A 16,634-nucleotide genomic window follows, 5' to 3' on the forward strand; every position below is an offset into this window, starting at 1 on the left:
TCTGCCCCAGGAACTCCGCGAGCGAATCGCAATGCGACGAGCGAAACGAGATCCGAGGGGCAGATCGCCCGCCGCGCTCCGGATCGCCGGCCCCGCAGCGACCGACCCGCCCCGGCAGCTGACTCACCGATCGGACGACCTCAGAGATTCGGGCCCGAAGCCCAGCCGCCCGTGCCACCAGCGCCCCGGACCACCCCGCTAGCCCCGCCTCGGACGCAGCCGACCGACGGTTCAGTCGCCCGGCTTTCGCCGACGCCGACTACCCCAGCTGATCTGCCCCTCGGATCGCGATCTGCCCCTCCGAAAGCGATCTGCCCTAGGAACTCCGCGAGCGAATCGCGATACGAAGAGCGAAACGAGATCCGAGGGGCAGATCGCCCGCCGCGCGCCGCGTGCCGGAACGCCGACAGCGCGCGGCCCGCCCAGTCGGCTGCCCAGCCGGGCCCGGGCGACGAACCCGCCGGGCCGGAACGGACCGACCCGGCGAGCCGCGGGTCAGACCGTTTCCGCGCAGGACAGGCAGACGCGGGCGCGGTCGTCGAGGCCGACGGTCACCGTCTGCCCCGCCGGCACGTGCACCTCGCGGCCCTGCACCGTGCAGTCGAAATCGACGCCGTTCAGGTTGGCGATCGTGATCTCGTGGTGGTCGCAGCGGACCCGCACGTGTGTGCCCCGCACCGTCATCCGGAACGTCAGCGACCCCCACTGCGCGGGCACCCGCGGGTCGAACGAGATCTCGCCACGGTAGTCGCGCATCCCGCCGAAGCCGCTGACCAGCGCCGACCAGACCCCGCCGGTGGAGGCCACGTGGATGCCGTCGGAAGCGTTGCCGTGCACGTCGGCCAGGTCCACAACCAGGGCCTTCTGGAAGTGCTCGAACGCCTCGTCGCAGTAGCCGATCTCAGCGGCGATGATCGCCTGCACCACGGCCGACAGGGTGGAGTCGCCGGTGGTCAACGGGTCGTAGTACTCGAAGTTCGCCCGCTTCTGCTCCTCGCTGAACTCGTCACCGCGCAGGAACATGGCCAGCACGACATCGGCCTGCTTGAGCACCTGATGCCGGTAGATGACCAGCGGATGGAAGTGCAGCAGGAGCGGCCGGCGGGGTTCCTCGAGGTCCTGGTCCCAGACCTCCTTGGCGAGGAAGTCCTGGTCCTGCGGGTGGACGCCCAGTTCCTCGTCGAACGCGATCACCATGTTCTCGGCGGCGCGCTTCCACTCGGCGATCTCCTCGTCGCGGATCTTCAGGCGCCGGCAGATCGCCTCCCACTTACCGTCCTCCAGCTCGGCGATCCGCTTGCAGGCGATAGCCGCGGCCACGAGGTTGAACCGCGCCATCGCGTTGGTGAACAGGTTGTTGTCCACGACGGTCGTGTACTCGTCCGGCCCGGTCACGCCGTGGATGTGGAACATGCCGTCGCCGTCGAAGAAACCGAGCGAGACCCACATCCGCGCGGTCTCGACCAGCACGTCCACGCCCTCGCGGATCATGAAGTCCTGGTCCTCGGTGGCCCACATGTACTTGACCATGGCGTGCGCGATGTCGGCGTTGATGTGGTACTGGGCGGTGCCGGCCTCGTAGTAGGCCGACGCCTCCTCACCGTTGATGGTCCGCCAGGGGTAGAGGGCGCCCTTGACGGAGAGGTACTTGGCCCGGTTCCGCGCCTTGTCGAGCATGTTGTAGCGGAAGCGGAGGGCGTTCCGGGCGAACCGCGGCATCGTGTAGGTCAGGAACGGCAGGACATACGTCTCGGTGTCCCAGAAGTAGTGGCCGGAGTAGCCGCTGCCGGTGACGCCCTTGGCGGCGATGCCGTTGTACTCGGCGCGCGCCGAGGCCTGGGCCAGCTGGAAGAGGTTGAACCGGATGGCCTGCTGCGTCTCCGCGGGGCCGTCCACCTCGACGTCCGCGCGGTCCCAGAAGTGGTCGTACCAGTCCCGCTGGGTGCGGTGCAGGTCGTCCACGCCGCGCTCGCGGGCCCGGCCGAGGGTGCGTGAGCACCGGTCGGCGAGTTCGCCCGCGGGCACGACCTCGGACGTGTGGTACGCGGCGAGCTTGGTCAGCTTGAGCACGCGCCCCGGCGTGACGTGCGCGTGGTAGACGACCTTCGACGAGTCGTCGTCGATCTCGTGGCTCAGGGCCACGTCGTCCTCGGTCTCGAGGAGGTGGTCGACGGCCACGGCGATGGTCATTCCGGAGTTGGCGCAGCGGTAGCCGTGCACCTGGTAACCGCGCTGGCCCTCGCAGAGCTGGGACTCGAGGACGCGGTGGTCCAGTCCCTCGGCGCGGCGCGGGTCGAAGCCCTCGTCGGGGACGTCGTCGGTGGAGCCGTACTCGTCCTCGCCGTCCTGCCGGTTGAGGACCTGCGAGGAGATCACCACGGGCGCGGGCTCCTCGGGGAGCTCGATCTCGTAGGTCATCACGGCGAGGTGCTTCTCGACCATCGACACCATGCGGGTGGTGCGGATGACGACCTTCTTGCCGGCCGGCGTGCGCCACACGAGTTCGCGGCGCAGGATCCCGTCGCGGAAGTCGATGCTGCGCTCGTAGTGCTCGAGGTCGGCCACGCCCAGCCGCAGGGGCTCGTCGTCGACGTAGACGCGGATCGTCTTGGTGTCGGGGGCCTGGATCATCGTCTGGCCCTCGCGCGCGAGGCCGTACGCGTCCTCGGCGTGCTGGATGTGCCACGTCTCGTGGAAGCCGTTGACGAACGTGCCGTGCTGGGCGGAGTCGCGCCCCTCCTCGGGGTTGCCGCGCATGCCGAGGTACCCGTTGGCCACCGCGAACTGGGTCTCGGACACGCCCCGCGGCGAGGCCTTGGGGCTGGTCTCGACCCAGCGCCACGGGTCGGCGGGGTGGGTGGAGCGGTTGATCTCCGGCACCTCGAGGTGGCTGCGGAGGTTCACACCGTAGGTGGTGCGGATGTTGCCGGGCACCGACTGGCCGACGGTGTCGTGCACCGGGCCACGGGAGATGGGGACGCGGGTCACCGGCGTGCCTCCGTGAGTCCGGGGATGAGCTCGGCCAGGTCGACGACGACGAGGTCGGCCCCCTCCGCGAGCAGGGTCTCGCGCCCGGCCCCGCGGTCCACGCCGACCACTCGCGCGAACCCGCCGGCAGCGCCGGCCTGCACCCCCGAGACGGCGTCCTCGATCACGACGCAGCGCTCCGCGGGGACGCCGAGCAGCTCGGCACCCCGCAGGTACGTGTCGGGCTTCGGCTTTCCGGGGATGCCCTCGGCGGCGGCGACCACGCCGTCGACGATCACGTCGAACCGGTCGCGCAGCCCGGCCGCGGTGAGCACGGCCTCCGCGTTCTTCGAGCTCGAGACGACGCACGAGGCGATGCCGGCGGCGTCGAGCGCGTCGAGGTAGGCGACCGAGCCGGGGTATGCCTCGATCCCCTCGTCGAGCAGTTCACGGAAGATCACGTTCTTGCGGATACCGAGCCCGTGCACGGTGTCCGCGTCCGGGCCCGCCTCGTCGTCGTCACTCCCCTCGGGCAGGGTGAGGCCCCGCGCGGCGAGCATCGACGCGATGCCCTCGAGGCGCGGCTTGCCGTCGATGAAGCGGAAGTAGTCCTCATCCGAGTACGGGTCGATCCCGCGGGCGTCGAAGTACGCGCTGAACATCCGGTTCCACGCCTCCATGTGCTTCTCCGCCGTCGGGGTGATCACCCCGTCGAGGTCGAAGAGCACGGCGTCCACACCGTCATGGTCCATATCGTCTGTCCTATATCAGGGGTCATCGGCGCCGAGAGGCTCCGCGCGTGCGGCACCAAGGGTAGTCACACCGGGGCACTTCCACCGCTTTCACCTCTGCGGGCGGTGCCCCCGACTTCGGGCCCCCGCGGTCGCTTTTGATGTCTCCGGCGTTCCACGGGCGTGCCCGCGGACTTTTCCGCAGCGCGCCGCACGCAGGGCACGATGCACAGATAGCGGTACGACGGTGGCACTATGTGGGTAACCGAAGACAAAGGAGAGAGATGCGCCTCCGCACCCGCACCCGCACCCCCCGCCGCGTCGCGACCGCCGGCCTCGCGCTGGTCACCGCGGCAGCTCTCACGGCCTGTTCGTCGGACGACTCCGGCACCGAGGCCGAGCAGTCGGGCGACACGTCGACCTCGGCGCCGGCCTCGCCGACCGTCGACGACTCGGCCCCGCAGGCGCCCGTCGAGGAGCTCGTGCTGGCCGAGGGCGAGGCCCCGGGGGGTGGCGTCGTCCAGGTGCTCGACCGGCCGATGCTCCAGGAGGCCGTCGACAAGCTCGTCGCCGACCAGCAGCGCCAGCTCATGGACGACCCGGCCTGCGACAAGGTCTCGCGCCTCGAGACCGTCTCCAACCACGCCACCACGGACGGCGTGACCGCGGCGGTGCGCTACAAGCAGTCCGAGACGGACGAGACGGAGCACCGGTTCGGCATCGGCATGGTGAGCGGCCGGCTCGACGACTTCATGGACCGCTCCCTCTACGAGGCGTGCGACACCGCGCGCAGCACCTCGAACCCCGACGTCGAGCTCGTCATGTCGGTGCAGGACGCGCCGGAGATCCCGGGCGCCGAGGGCTTCCGCGTCACCAGCGACTTCATCACCACGCAGCCGGACGGCACGAAGACCCTGAGCCGGGCCATCGCGATCCACGGGTACGCCCGCGACACCACGGTGAGCGTGGAGTACGCGGCCCGCGGTGACGATCCCGCGGCCGACCCGGTCCTGCCGACCGCCGCCGGCGCCCTCGACGCGATCTACACGGCGCAGATGGAGAAGCTCGTCAACGCCGAGTGATCCCGCGGCCGGCGGGTCCGCGCCATCGAGAAGACCGTTTCGCACACGTCGCCCGAGTGGGTCCGTGCGGAACGGTCTTGTCGTCGGCCGGGCCCGATCATTCCCTTAGCTGCGGACGGGTTGGTCCCCGCGCCGGGCACACGCCGGAAAGCACTCCGCCCCGCCGCCCGCCCGGACGGACCGGGGAGCGGCGGGGCGGAACGATGAGGCCGGACGCGCGGCCGTAGAGGGTCGGGTGCGCGGGTGCGCAGGTGCGCAGGTGCGCGGCCTCAGAGGTTGATCATGTGGCCGGCGATGCCCTCGACGGCCTCCTTCATGGCCTCGGACAGCGTCGGGTGCGTGTGCACATTGCGGGCGACGTCGGCGGCGGTGAGGTCCCACATCTGCGCGAGGGTCAGCTCCGGCAGGAGCTCGGAGACATCGGGACCGATGAGGTGACCGCCGAGCAGCTCTCCGTGGGTGGCGTCCGCGACGATCTTCACGAAGCCGACCGCGTGGCCGAGGCCATGCGCCTTGCCGTTGGCGGAGTACGGGAACTTGGCCACCTTGACGTCGTAGCCCTCGTCCCTCGCCTGGGCCTCGGTGAGCCCGAACGACGCGACCTGCGGCTGGCAGAACGTGGCGCGCGGCATCATGCGGTAGTCGCCCAGGGTCTGGGTCTCCGCGCCGGCCATCGTCTCGGCGGCCACGACGCCCTGAGCCTCGGCCACGTGGGCGAGCTGCAGCTTGCCGGTGACGTCGCCGATGGCGTAGATGCCGTCGACGTTGGTGCGCATGTGGTCGTCGATGTCGATCGCGCCGCGGTCGGTGAGCTGGACGCCGGTGTTCTCCAGGCCGAAGCCCTCGACGCGGGGGCCGAAGCCGACGGCCATGAGGACCTTGTCCACGGTGACCGTCTGGGTGTCCCCGCCGTCCTTCTTCTCGATCTCCACCTCCACCGAGTCACCGTTGTCGGTGATCTTGGTGGTCTTGTGCCCGGTGAGGAGCTTGATGCCGAGCTTCTTGTAGTGCTTGACCATCTCCTTGGACACCTCCTCGTCCTCGTTGGGCAGGAGGCGGTCCATGAACTCGACGATCGTGACCTCGACGCCGTAGGCGTTCATCACGTAGGCGAACTCCATGCCGATCGCGCCGGCACCCACCACGACGATCGAGTCGGGCAGGTCGCGGGAGAGGATCTGCTCCTCGTAGCTCACCACGTTCTCGCTCAGCTCGACGCCCGGGAGGGTCTTGACCACGGAGCCGGTGGCGATGATGCAGTTGTCGAACGTGTACTCCGTGCCGTCGACCTCGATGGTCTTGGCGTCGGTGAACGTCCCGTAGCCGTTGATCTCGGTGATCTTGTTCTTCTTCATGAGGAAGTGGACGCCCTTGACGATGCCGTCCGAGACCTTGCGACTGCGGTCGTACGCGGCGCCGAAGTCGAAGGAGACGTCGCCGGAGATACCGAACAGCTTGCCGTCACGCTGAACCGTGTTGGCCAGCTCCGCGTTACGCAGCAGCGCCTTGGAGGGGATACAGCCCACGTTGAGGCACACGCCGCCCCAGTACTTCTCCTCGACGACGGCCACCTTGAGGCCGAGCTGCGAGGCACGGATTGCGGCGACGTAGCCACCGGGGCCCGCGCCGAGGACGATCAGGTCGAAATGAGTGTCAGCCACGACACACAGAGTATGCGCAACACGTGTCGCAGGCACGCCCAGCCGCCCCTAATCGCACCCGAAATGCCCGACGCCGCCCCCTCCCGGTGGAAGGGGCGGCGTCGGGATGCCTGCGGGCGACGTCAGGACAGGTTGCCCAGAACCTGACGAAGCGCGGTCTCGACGAGCTCGCCGATGGTCTCGGCGATCTGGTCGGTGATGGCCTTGGTGGAGCTGCCGGTGCCGGCGCCGAGGGACTCCGTGACCGAGCCGAGATTGAGAGAACCCATTATGTGTCTCCGTTTATCGAGGGTGCATTCCCGGGTTCCCGAGAATGGCCGGGTCAGGCGACCCGCGCGCAGGGATGATGCTACTTACGGCACGGACTCATAACAAGAGTCTGTGAAGATCTGGACCCCCATCCGACATGTCGGCTCGGTCACTCCGACACGACCACGGCATCATCGAGGTCATGACGGTTTCTCCGAGCTCAGATCCGTACCTCCACCTGGAGGACGTGGACGCGCCCCACGCCCTGGAGTGGGTGCGGATGCGCAGCGACCGGACGGTGGCCGATCTCGCGACCGGCGAGCACGCCGAGGCCTCCTACACCCGGGCGCTGGAGATCCTCGACGCCACGGACCGTATCGCCTGGCCCGTCCTGCGCGGCCCCCACGCCTACACGCTGTGGAAGGACGGCGACCACCGACGCGGACTGTGGCGCCGCGTGCCGTGGTCGGTCCTCGCAGAGGGCGCGCCAGGTGTCGACCACCCGGCGTGGGAGACGCTCGTCGACGTCGACGCGCTCGCCGACGAGGAAGGCGTCAACTGGGTGTACTCGGGGACGGTCGTCCGCCGGCCCGCCGACGACCGCGCACTGCTGCGGTTGTCCCGCGGCGGCGCGGACGCCGTCGAGATCCGCGAGTTCGACCTCCTCGCGCGACGCTTCGTCCCCGCCTCGGAGGACGGATTCCGGCTGACCGAGGCCAAGTGCTCGGTGTCGTGGGTCGACCGCGACACGGTGCTCCTCACCGCGCCGCTCGACCCGGAGGGGTCGGACGCCACCGACTCAGGCTACGCGCGCGTCGTACGACTGTGGCGGCGCGGCACCGACCCCGTGCGGGCACCCGTGATCTTCGAGGGCCGGGCCGACGACGTCGCGGTGAGCGCCTCCCACGACCCCACGACGGGGAGATTCCTCGCCAGCAGGGCGCCGGACTTCCACACCTCGCAGGAGGTCTTCTGGACCCCCGGTACCGACCCCGCCACGACCGGGCCGCGCGCCGTGCCCGTGCCCGAGGACTGCGACGTCACCTCATGCGGCGACTGGCTCCTCCTGCGGCCCCGCACCGATCTCGAGATCGCGGGCCGGACCCATCCCGGCGGGTCGGTGCTCGTGGTGCCGTGGTCCGCCGTCGACGCCGACCCCGGGCGCCTGCCCGAGCCCGTCGTCCTGTTCTCCCCCACCCCGTCCACGACCGTCGAGGACATCACCTGGGGCCGGGGTCGGATCCTGCTGACGGTTCTCGACGACACCGAGTCGCGGATCGAGGCCTACACCATCCCCGGGACCGCCGACGGCGACTGGACGCCGCTGCCGGTGGAGGGCCTGCCCGAGCACGTGTCGATCGACGTGCTGTCCTGCGACCGGCTGTCCGGGATGCGGGACGGCGAGCAGGAGGATTCCGGGCCGGCGGGAGGAGGGCAGTCGGACGGCGAGCGGCCGCACCCCGACGACGCCGTGCTCGCGGTCTCCGGGCCGGTCGTGCCACCGTCGCTCGTGCTCCTGCGCGCCGACGGCAGCACCACCACCCTCGGCTCGACCCCGCACCGGTTCGACACGGCCGGCATCGAGGTCACCCGCCACACCGCCGTGAGCGATGACGGCACCGAGGTCCCGTACACCGTCATGCGCGGGCCCGGCCCGGACGGCCCCCGGCCGACCATCCTGTACGGCTACGGCGGGTTCGAGGTGTCGATGCGGCCCGCGTACGCGGCCCTGCGCGGCGCGCTGTGGCTCGAGGAGGGCGGAGTCTACGTCGTGGCGGGGATCCGCGGCGGCGGCGAGTACGGGCCGTCGTGGCACCGGGCCGCCCTGCGCGAGAAGCGGCCGCGCGCCTACGAGGACTTCGCTGCCGTGGCGCGCGCCCTCGTCGAGACGGGGGTGACCACCCGCGACCAGCTGGGCGCGACCGGCGGATCCAACGGCGGGCTGCTCATGGGCGTCATGCTCACCCGGTACCCGGAGCTCTTCGGAGCGCTGGCGATCGCCGTGCCGCTGCTGGACATGAAGCGCTACCACCTGCTGCTGGCCGGCGCGTCGTGGATGGCCGAGTACGGCGACCCCGACTCGTCCGACTGGGACGATTTCCTCGGCGCGTACTCCCCGTACCAGAACATCCGGCCCGCCTCGGAGGTCCGCTACCCGCCCGTGCTCATGACCACCTCGACACGGGATGACCGCGTGCACCCGGGCCACGCGCGGAAGATGACCGCCGCCCTGGAGGCCGCGGGCCACGAGGTCGCCTACTACGAGAACGTCGAGGGCGGCCACGCCGGTGCGGCGGACAACACGCAGGAGGCCCGGAAAGCGGTCCTCACGTACGAGTTCTTCAGGCGTCGACTACCTCGTCGTCGTCCCGCTCGGGCCTGACGACCTCCCGGTCCGTCCACGCGAGCACCCGGGCGACCACCTCGGCGGGTCGGCGCGCCCACGAGTTGTGCCCCAGCGCCTCGGGTTCGAGCTCGAGGGTCGTGCGCGCGGAGGGCAGCATGGCCAGGAGGTTGCGTGCGGCACTCGCGGGGGGCGAGCGGGTCGTCGGCGATCACCACCGCCAGCGCCGGCACGGTGACGCGCGACAGGCCCGCCGGGTAGTCGAGATCGGCGCGGGCCGGCTGCATGACGCCCGCCGCGGCGAGCCGGGCCCAGTCCCGGATGCGGTCGGCGGGGATCCGTCCCTTCGCGCCGAAGAACTGTCCCGGCACGTGCCCGGAGAGCCAGCCCAGCGCCGGCAGGATCACCGAGCCCGCGCGCAGCTTGCGACCGACGGGCCCCGGGAAGCCGCGGTGGAACGGTGACTGGGCGGCGACCGCGACGAGCCCGGCGACGCGCGGGTCGTGGCGCGCGAGGTGGTACACACCGATCTGCGCGCCCATGCTGTGCCCCAGGAGGATCACGGGTCGGCGGCCGAGGCGCCGCTCCATCGCGTCGAGCGCGAGCGGGACGTCCTCGGCGGCGCTCTCGTGGTAGCCGGCCGGGGCGCTACGCCGACCGATGCGGTAGGTGCTGTCTCCCTGGCCGCGCAGCTCGGTGATCGCGACGTCGACGCCCTCGGCCGCCAGCGCGCGGGCGAGCGGGAGGTAGTAACGGGCGCCGACGGCGATGCCCGGCAGCACCAGGACCGACGGCCGGCGCTCGTCCCGCTGGTCGGCCTCCACGATCAGCAGCGGGCTGGTGCTGCCGTCCGGGTGGTGCAGTTCGACCCGGGCGGGGTCTTCGATCGTGGTCATGGGTACAGGATGCCGGACTACGCTCCGTTCGCCGCAGCCGGCCCGCGGCGGGGCCGCATACGAGAACGGACCCCGCCCACCTGATGTGAGGTGAGCGGGGTCCGTGGGCTCCGGGCGCGGGTGAGCCGCCGTGGCGCCGGTCGATCAGAGAGCGCCCCAACGGGCACCCATGGCGTTCGCCATCATGGGCCAGGACTGCTTGAGGTCGTCCTCCCAGTAGCCCCACGAGTGCGTGCCGTTGGGCGCGAAGTCGAAGTGGGCGGGGATGCCGAGCTCACCGAAGCGGCGGGCCAGATTGGCCGTGCAGTACTGGGTGGCCGCCTCGATGACACCGCCGACGATCGCCTGGTTGGCCAGCGCCGGGATGCTGTTGCGCAGGCGCCAGTTCTCGAGCGACTCGTGCGGTCCGGGCAGACCGTTTCCGGTCGAGATGAACATGGCGGGCAGCTGGCCGCGGTCCATCTGCTCCTTGAAGCGCCAGGCGCCCCAGACCGGGTCGTTGTCGAACCAGCTGTTGGTACCCGCGCGGGGCTCGCCCGGGAAGGGCCCCCACATGTTGTTGAGGTCGGCCCCGCCCCGCATGCCGGTGACGATGTTGATGAACTCGTGGCCGATCGGGGTGGACGTCTCGGCACAACCGGAGTAGGAGCCGATGGCGTCGAACCGGCCCGGGTACTTCTGGGCGATGGTCAGGACCGAGGTCGCGGTCATGGAGATCGCGGCGAGACCACGGCCGCGGGCGTCGCCGGTGTTCCCCCCGTAGCGACCCTCGAAGAGATCCGGCAGTTCCTTGGCGAGGTAGGTCTCGAACGCCATCGGACGGTCGGTGTCACGCGCGAAGCGGGTCTGGACATTGGGATCGTGCTTCTGCCAGTCCGTGTAGTACGAGAAGGCGCCGCCGATCGGGGTGACGGTCCAGGCGTCCTTGTCGGACATGAACTGCTTGACGTCGGACTGTGCCTGCCAGGTGGCCGAGTCCTCGCCGCCACCGGCACCGTTGACCAGGTAGAGGACCGGCGCGTGCGGGTTGCCGTCGCGCGGCCGCTGGACGATGTTCGGCACCTCGACGGCCATCTTGTCCGACCACACCGACACGATCAGTCGACCGTCCGGGAGCTCGGTCTCGGCGACCTTGTTAGTGGCCGTGGCCTTGGTGTACTGGATCGTGCCGCCCTGGGCCTGAGCCGTGCCGGTGGCGACGACGGGGACCATGGCCGCGGCCAGGGCCGCCGCAGTCACCTTCGTGCCGAGCCGGCGGCTCTTGACTGATCGCATAATTCCGACGCCTTTACGTTCTCGTAGTTCACCGGTCCCGCGGGAGCGGGGCCGGACACCTCTTTTCGCCGACGGCCTGGGCAGACCCTCAGGGGAGAGTAAACCCAATCCGTATCGGTCACACAAGCCCCACAGGTCACACACCGTGCAGGCGTGGGACTTCGGGGGCGAGTCACGCGTCCGCCCTCCGCGACTCCTGTGGATTCCCTGGCCGGAAGCCATGTAAAGCTCACGAGACGCGGTGGCGGCTCACATGTTCCTTATCGACGGTACCGGCCACACTGTTACCTGGGGACCTCAACCCCGTGACCATGCCGCCGAGACCCTACGCCGAAACCCGGCCGCGGACACGAAGAAGGGCGCCGGGAAGCACTCCCGACGCCCCTTATCGAGACCGAAGGTCAGATCACTTCATGAAGCCGCCGGCGAGGGCCTCCTTGAAGTCATCGCCGGTGAAGTAGTCGAGGCCCGAGAAGAGGTCGCCGAAGGCGCCCAGGAAGTCGTTGACGAAGCCGAGGGTGTCGGACACGCCCGTGAGGGAACCGAACTCCATGATTGTCTCCTTTGGGGATGGGCCCCGCTCCGCGCGGGGCCTCGGTGAGATGCGGGCCGGACCGGCCCGGGGGTCAGGTGGGAGGCATTGGGGTCCGGCCGCGTCCCGAGCCGGTGGGCCGCCCCGTCAGCGGCGGCCCGGGTCATCACGCGTCGCCGGTGCCAGCGCTGATGGAGTCGATGGCTTCGATGAAGCCGCCGAGACCCTTGCCCTCGCCGCCGCCGAGCGAGCCGGTGAAGAACTCCGCGGCACCGAGGATGTCGGTGATGCCACCGATGAGGTCGGCCAGTGCACCAAAGTCAGGCATGAAAGTCTCCCTTGTTGAGAAGTGAACCCCGGAATGCTGAGGCAGAAATTAGGGTAACGGGGCACCCCCCTATGTCAATTGTGATCTGCACCATGTGAAGTACCGCGACAAAGGGGCCCGTCACACCGAACCTAGCCCACCGTGACCCACATTACAATGACGTCCAAGCAATCCGCCTTCCCCCCGACCGCCACCGTCGCCGCAGGTCGACCGACCCAATCGCAGGTCAGGCTACCCTTAGTTACCCTCGCGGCTGCCCGGAGACACCCCCTTGCCACCGGCCCGACCGGTTGACGAACGCGAACATCGCCCCACCCCCGGGGAAATCCGCGCCCCGCCCGGCCCCGGACAGACGGTTTCCAATAAAGGGAATTTCCCTCTGAGTTTCCCGGGAATTCACCGATTCGGCACGCTGGAGTACGCCCACCGCCGCCCGAGGCGTTCCGGCCCGGCTCCGGGAGTGACCCCGTCTTCACGTGCGGCCCGCCTCGTCGTCGTCACCCTCTCCCCCACCACAAATGGGCCGTGGCCCGCACCGGGGGATCGGTGCGGGCCACGGCCGCGACAGGCGTGGTGCCAGGGCTACCTCCAGAAGCCACTCCGTGGGGCTTCTGCGCCTGCCTCTGTTCCAGGCAGATCCCTTAGAAGCCCATGCCGCCCATCTCGTCGCCACCCGGCATGGCGGGCGCGGCGGGCTCGGGCTTGTCGGCCACGACGGCCTCGGTGGTGAGGAACAGCGCGGCGATCGACGCGGCGTTCTGCAGCGCCGAGCGGGTCACCTTGACCGGGTCGTTGACGCCGGCCTCCAGGAGGTCCTGGTATTCGCCGGTGGCCGCATTGAGGCCCTCGGAACCGGGGAGGTTGCGGACCTTCTCGGCCACGACGCCCGGCTCGAGGCCGGCGTTGAGGGCGATCTGCTTGAGCGGGGCGCTCAGGGCGAACTTGACGATGTTCGCGCCGGTGGCCTCCTCGCCCTCGAGGGACAGGCCCTCGATCGCGGCCTCGGACTTCACCAGGGCGACGCCACCGCCGGCGACGATGCCCTCCTCGACGGCCGCCTTGGCGTTACGCACGGCGTCCTCGATGCGGTGCTTGCGCTCCTTGAGCTCGACCTCGGTGGCCGCGCCCGCCTTGATGACGGCCACGCCGCCGGCGAGCTTCGCGAGGCGCTCCTGGAGCTTCTCGCGGTCGTAGTCCGAGTCGGAGTTCTCGATCTCGGCACGGATCTGGTTGACCCGGCCCTCGATCTGGCCCTGGTCGCCGGCGCCCTCGACGATGGTGGTCTCGTCCTTGGTCACGACGACCTTGCGGGCCTTACCGAGCATCGAGATGTCGGCGGTCTCGAGCGAGAGGCCGACCTCCTCGGAGATGACCTGGCCACCGGTGAGGATGGCGATGTCCTGCAGCATGGCCTTGCGGCGGTCGCCGAAGCCCGGGGCCTTGACGGCGACGGACTTGAAGGTGCCGCGGATCTTGTTCACGACCAGGGTCGACAGGGCCTCGCCCTCGACGTCCTCGGCGATGATCAGCAGCGACTTGTTCTCGCCGATGACCTTCTCCAGCAGCGGGAGCAGGTCCTTGACGGTGGAGACCTTGCCCGAGACGAGGAGGATGTACGGATCCTCCATGACCGCCTCCTGGCGCTCCGGGTCCGTCATGAAGTACTGCGAGATGTAGCCCTTGTCGAAGCGCATACCCTCGGTCAGCTCGAGGTCCAGCCCGAAGGTCTGGGACTCCTCGACCGTGATCACGCCCTCCTTGCCGACCTTGTCCATGGCCTGGGCGATGAGCTCACCGATGGCCGGGTCGGCGGCGGAGATGCCGGCGGTCGCGGCGATCTGCTCCTTGGTCTCGATCTCCTTGGCGGAGTCGATGAGGTGCTTGGTGACGGCCTCGACGGCCTTCTCGATGCCGCGCTTGATGCCCATGGGGTTGGCACCGGCGGCGACGTTGCGCAGGCCCTCGCGCACGAGCGCCTGGGCGAGGACGGTGGCGGTGGTGGTTCCGTCGCCGGCGACGTCGTCGGTCTTCTTGGCGACCTCCTTGACCAGCTCGGCCCCGATCTTCTCGTACGGGTCCTCGAGCTCGATCTCCTTGGCGATGGAGACACCGTCGTTGGTGATGGTGGGGGCGCCCCACTTCTTCTCCAGCACGACGTTGCGACCCTTGGGGCCGAGGGTGACCTTGACGGCGTCGGCGAGCTGATTGAGCCCGCTCTCCAGGCCGCGCCGGGCCTCTTCGTCGAACGCGATCATCTTTGCCATGGGGTGAATCATCCTCCGGGTATGGGGTGACACGCGTGTGGTCAGCGTCGGTGCCCGCGACGGACGGTGCGGACCGTGTCGGATCCGCCCCTCACCTTGCGACCTCAGTTTCAGATCTTGCTGGCACTCAGGGTAACCGAGTGCCAATCGCTTTTCTAGCACTCGCCCCCGACGAGTGCAAAGGATCGATGTCCGGGTCCGCGACCGGCGAACGCCTGACACGAACGTCCCTCACCGACCCGGGCCCTGCCCTACCATCGAGACGCCGTCCCACCCGCCCGTGTCGAAAGGCCCGCCGAATGCCCACCGAACCCGCCGCCGCAGGCGCCATCGAGAGCTCCATCGAGATCGACGCCCCTCCGGCCCGGGTCTGGGAGGTCGTCTCCGAGGTCCGCAACGCCACGGAGTGGAGCAGCCAGGCGTGGAAGATCTTCTCCCCCGGCGGCCGCACCACGAAGGGCACGTGGGCGATCAACCTCAACAAGCGCGGCCCTATCGTCTGGCCCACCACGAGCCGGGTGGTGGAGTTCGAGCCCGGTCGCCGGTTCGCCAACCGGATCAACGAGAACACCACCGTGTGGGTGTTCGAGCTCGAGCCCACGCCGTCCGGTGGCACGCGACTGACCGAGCGCCGCGAGGTGCCGGACGGGCTCACCTTCATCTCCCGGTTCCTCACCGACAAGCTCTTCGGCGGACAGAAGTCGTTCACCGCCGAGATGGACCGGGGCGTGTCCACCTCGCTCCAGCGCATCAAGGCTCTCGCCGAGCGGGGCTGAGGGCGAGATGCCCCGCCCCGCCGCGGCGCTGCTCGCCGGCGCGCTCGTCGCGACGCTCACGGGGTGCACACTGTGGCCCGGCGGCGAGGACGAGCCGTACGAGCCCACCCGGGAGGAGCCCGGGCCCACTCTGGCCGCCGCGCCACCGCCGGCGGACTGGCAGGACGTGCGCAGCCCCACCGGCCTCGTGTACTCGGTTCCGCCGGACTGGGAGGTCGGTGACCCGTTCGGTGTCGACGAGGACGGCCACGACCCGGGGACTGACTGGGGTTCGGGCTACGTGACCACCGCCAACGCCATCGCGGACAGGGACTACTGCGCGCTCGGGGGTCTGAGCTTCCGGACGCTGGTCGGCATCAGTGCGACGACGCTGCCGGGCGAGGCGCGCGAGCAGGCCGAGTCGGCGTCGCGGGCGATGGCAGATTCCATCGACCGGCGCTTCACCGAGGCGGGAGCGGACGTCCCGGTTCCGGAGGCGCGCAGCATCGCGGTCTCCGGGGTGCCCGCCTGGTACGTGTCACTGCGCGGTCAGGTGCGCCCGCCGCGCAACGCGTGCACGCCGCCGGTCATCCGCTTCGACACGATCGCGGTCTCCACCCGCACCCCGGACGGCGCACCGGCGTCCACCGTCTTCGTGCTCATGTCCGACGAGGGCGAGCCCGGGGTTCAGCCGACGGAGACGATCGACGCCGTCGTGGCCTCGCTGCGCTACGACAACTCGGTGTAGCCGCGCGGGATCGGCGAGGACTCAGGCCGCCGATGCGGGGCTGCTCGGTTCAGTCACGCGCGCGGCGGCGGAATCGACGTCGGCCGACGCCTCCCCGGAGCCGGTGCCCGCCTCGAGGAACCGGGCCCAGTCCGCGCCACACCGCGCCCACGCCCAGCCGGCGTCGGCCGCGGCGGCCGCCACGTCGACGGGGACCATGACGCGTCGGACCGGCACGTCCGGGCCGTCGGCGGTCTCGACGACCAGCGCGCCGCCGGAGCGCTCGTACCGGAACCACCGCTCGTCGTCGACCTCCAGCTCCAGCCGGTCCCCGTCGATCTCGAGATGCTCCACGAGCTGACCGAGCAGTTCGCGGGTGACCCACGGCAGCGTGCCACGCGGCCGACCGCGGACCGTGTGGTCGGCGATCCCCGCCCCGACCATGGTGGGTCGCCGGTTCACGTCGATGTCGATGCGCTCGCGCGGATCGGCGGCGAGTCCGAGCTCGGGGGCGGTGACGCGGAGCTGGCGGGGCGCGGCCAGCCGCATGACCGCGTTGACCACGAGGGGCCGGGTGATGACCTCCGGACGGATGACGACGCCGACGCCCTCGATCTCCGGCCGCGCACACAGCGCGCCGGTCTCGCCGATGGCGTCCGCCTCGGGGAAACGCTCGGCAACCTCGTCGCGCAGGGCCTCGAGGTCGGCGCGGAGGCGCGGGGGGAGCTCGTCGACGTGCGCGAGCTCACGGAATTCCTCTTCCGCCGGAGTGACGACGATCACAAAGCTGCTCATGACTCCAAACATACTTCATTCCGCGTTC

Annotated in this window: 13 protein-coding genes and 1 pseudogene; 4 read left to right on the forward strand and 10 right to left on the reverse strand. The window is 70.1% G+C overall.

The window, feature by feature from the left end; translation table 11 throughout:
• Positions 1–495: 495 nt before the first annotated feature.
• Both VYL96_RS13535 and VYL96_RS13540 read right to left on the reverse strand, forming a co-directional pair.
• A complete protein-coding gene (locus VYL96_RS13535; protein ID WP_131885402.1) occupies positions 496–2,988 on the reverse strand; it encodes a glycoside hydrolase family 65 protein in 2,493 nt (830 codons plus the stop codon).
• Positions 2,985–3,719: an HAD family hydrolase gene (locus tag VYL96_RS13540; protein WP_131885403.1), complete on the reverse strand. Its 735-nt coding sequence runs from the start codon at positions 3,717–3,719 to the stop codon at positions 2,985–2,987. Before VYL96_RS13540 ends, VYL96_RS13535 begins: the two co-directional genes overlap by 4 nt.
• A 263-nt stretch (positions 3,720–3,982) precedes the next feature.
• Here VYL96_RS13540 and VYL96_RS13545 point away from each other — a divergent pair, with 263 nt between their 5' ends.
• The gene (locus VYL96_RS13545; protein ID WP_131885404.1) at positions 3,983–4,780 is read left to right on the forward strand and encodes a hypothetical protein; all 798 of its coding nucleotides are present in this window, start codon (positions 3,983–3,985) and stop codon (positions 4,778–4,780) included.
• A gap of 269 nt (positions 4,781–5,049) precedes the next feature.
• On the opposite strand, the gene lpdA is transcribed toward VYL96_RS13545, so the two are convergent.
• On the reverse strand, positions 5,050–6,441 hold the full coding sequence (gene lpdA, locus VYL96_RS13550; RefSeq protein WP_131885405.1) for a dihydrolipoyl dehydrogenase: 1,392 nt from the start codon (positions 6,439–6,441) through the stop codon (positions 5,050–5,052).
• A gap of 122 nt (positions 6,442–6,563) precedes the next feature.
• Positions 6,564–6,710: a hypothetical protein gene (locus VYL96_RS13555; RefSeq protein WP_165928450.1), complete on the reverse strand. Its 147-nt coding sequence runs from the start codon at positions 6,708–6,710 to the stop codon at positions 6,564–6,566.
• 182 nt (positions 6,711–6,892) lie between these two features.
• Between VYL96_RS13555 and VYL96_RS13560 the strand changes: the two genes are divergently transcribed.
• On the forward strand, positions 6,893–9,073 hold the full coding sequence (locus VYL96_RS13560; protein ID WP_109149003.1) for a prolyl oligopeptidase family serine peptidase: 2,181 nt from the start codon (positions 6,893–6,895) through the stop codon (positions 9,071–9,073).
• A 194-nt stretch (positions 9,074–9,267) separates the two neighbouring features.
• On the opposite strand, the pseudogene VYL96_RS13565 reads toward VYL96_RS13560, so the two are convergent.
• The 5 genes and pseudogenes from VYL96_RS13565 to groL form a co-directional block, all read right to left on the reverse strand.
• Positions 9,268–9,930: pseudogene (locus VYL96_RS13565) on the reverse strand (alpha/beta fold hydrolase); the annotation flags it as partial.
• Between the two features lie 144 nt (positions 9,931–10,074).
• Positions 10,075–11,205 (reverse strand): alpha/beta hydrolase, encoded by a 1,131-nt coding sequence (locus VYL96_RS13570; protein ID WP_131885406.1) that lies wholly within the window; start codon positions 11,203–11,205, stop codon positions 10,075–10,077.
• Positions 11,206–11,611: 406 nt separating this feature from the next.
• Positions 11,612–11,758: a hypothetical protein gene (locus VYL96_RS13575; protein WP_165928451.1), complete on the reverse strand. Its 147-nt coding sequence runs from the start codon at positions 11,756–11,758 to the stop codon at positions 11,612–11,614.
• Between the two features lie 145 nt (positions 11,759–11,903).
• Entirely contained in the window at positions 11,904–12,065 is a 162-nt protein-coding gene (locus tag VYL96_RS13580; protein ID WP_165928452.1) for a hypothetical protein, read from the reverse strand.
• Positions 12,066–12,706: 641 nt separating this feature from the next.
• Positions 12,707–14,329: a chaperonin GroEL gene (gene groL / locus VYL96_RS13585; RefSeq protein WP_106385087.1), complete on the reverse strand. Its 1,623-nt coding sequence runs from the start codon at positions 14,327–14,329 to the stop codon at positions 12,707–12,709.
• A 299-nt stretch (positions 14,330–14,628) separates the two neighbouring features.
• Here groL and VYL96_RS13590 point away from each other — a divergent pair, with 299 nt between their 5' ends.
• Positions 14,629–15,105 carry an SRPBCC family protein gene (locus VYL96_RS13590; protein ID WP_131885407.1) on the forward strand — a complete coding sequence of 159 codons (477 nt, stop codon included), beginning with the start codon at positions 14,629–14,631 and terminating at the stop codon, positions 15,103–15,105.
• A 7-nt stretch (positions 15,106–15,112) separates the two neighbouring features.
• A complete protein-coding gene (locus tag VYL96_RS13595) occupies positions 15,113–15,832 on the forward strand; it encodes a DUF8017 domain-containing protein (RefSeq protein WP_131885408.1) in 720 nt (239 codons plus the stop codon).
• Positions 15,833–15,853: 21 nt separating this feature from the next.
• Here VYL96_RS13595 and VYL96_RS13600 read toward each other — a convergent pair whose 3' ends face one another.
• Positions 15,854–16,606: a hypothetical protein gene (locus VYL96_RS13600; protein ID WP_243699629.1), complete on the reverse strand. Its 753-nt coding sequence runs from the start codon at positions 16,604–16,606 to the stop codon at positions 15,854–15,856.
• Positions 16,607–16,634: the final 28 nt, after the last annotated feature.

The sequence above is a fragment of the Dietzia maris genome (assembly GCF_036287335.1).
In the GTDB taxonomy this organism is placed as follows: Bacteria; Actinomycetota; Actinomycetes; order Mycobacteriales; family Mycobacteriaceae; genus Dietzia; species Dietzia cinnamea.

What these genes read in the sequence shown, in the direction of transcription:
- VYL96_RS13545 (WP_131885404.1), top strand. Translation starts at nt 3,983, where the DNA reads ATGCGCCTCCGCACCCGCACCCGCACCCCCCGCCGCGTCGCGACCGCC.
- VYL96_RS13595 (WP_131885408.1), top strand. Translation starts at nt 15,113, where the DNA reads ATGCCCCGCCCCGCCGCGGCGCTGCTCGCCGGCGCGCTCGTCGCGACG.
- VYL96_RS13580 (WP_165928452.1), bottom strand. Translation starts at nt 12,065, where the DNA reads ATGCCTGACTTTGGTGCACTGGCCGACCTCATCGGTGGCATCACCGAC.
- VYL96_RS13540 (WP_131885403.1), bottom strand. Translation starts at nt 3,719, where the DNA reads ATGGACCATGACGGTGTGGACGCCGTGCTCTTCGACCTCGACGGGGTG.
- VYL96_RS13555 (WP_165928450.1), bottom strand. Translation starts at nt 6,710, where the DNA reads ATGGGTTCTCTCAATCTCGGCTCGGTCACGGAGTCCCTCGGCGCCGGC.
- VYL96_RS13575 (WP_165928451.1), bottom strand. Translation starts at nt 11,758, where the DNA reads ATGGAGTTCGGTTCCCTCACGGGCGTGTCCGACACCCTCGGCTTCGTC.
- VYL96_RS13570 (WP_131885406.1), bottom strand. Translation starts at nt 11,205, where the DNA reads ATGCGATCAGTCAAGAGCCGCCGGCTCGGCACGAAGGTGACTGCGGCG.
- VYL96_RS13590 (WP_131885407.1), top strand. Translation starts at nt 14,629, where the DNA reads ATGCCCACCGAACCCGCCGCCGCAGGCGCCATCGAGAGCTCCATCGAG.
- VYL96_RS13560 (WP_109149003.1), top strand. Translation starts at nt 6,893, where the DNA reads ATGACGGTTTCTCCGAGCTCAGATCCGTACCTCCACCTGGAGGACGTG.
- VYL96_RS13600 (WP_243699629.1), bottom strand. Translation starts at nt 16,606, where the DNA reads ATGAGCAGCTTTGTGATCGTCGTCACTCCGGCGGAAGAGGAATTCCGT.
- groL (WP_106385087.1), bottom strand. Translation starts at nt 14,329, where the DNA reads ATGGCAAAGATGATCGCGTTCGACGAAGAGGCCCGGCGCGGCCTGGAG.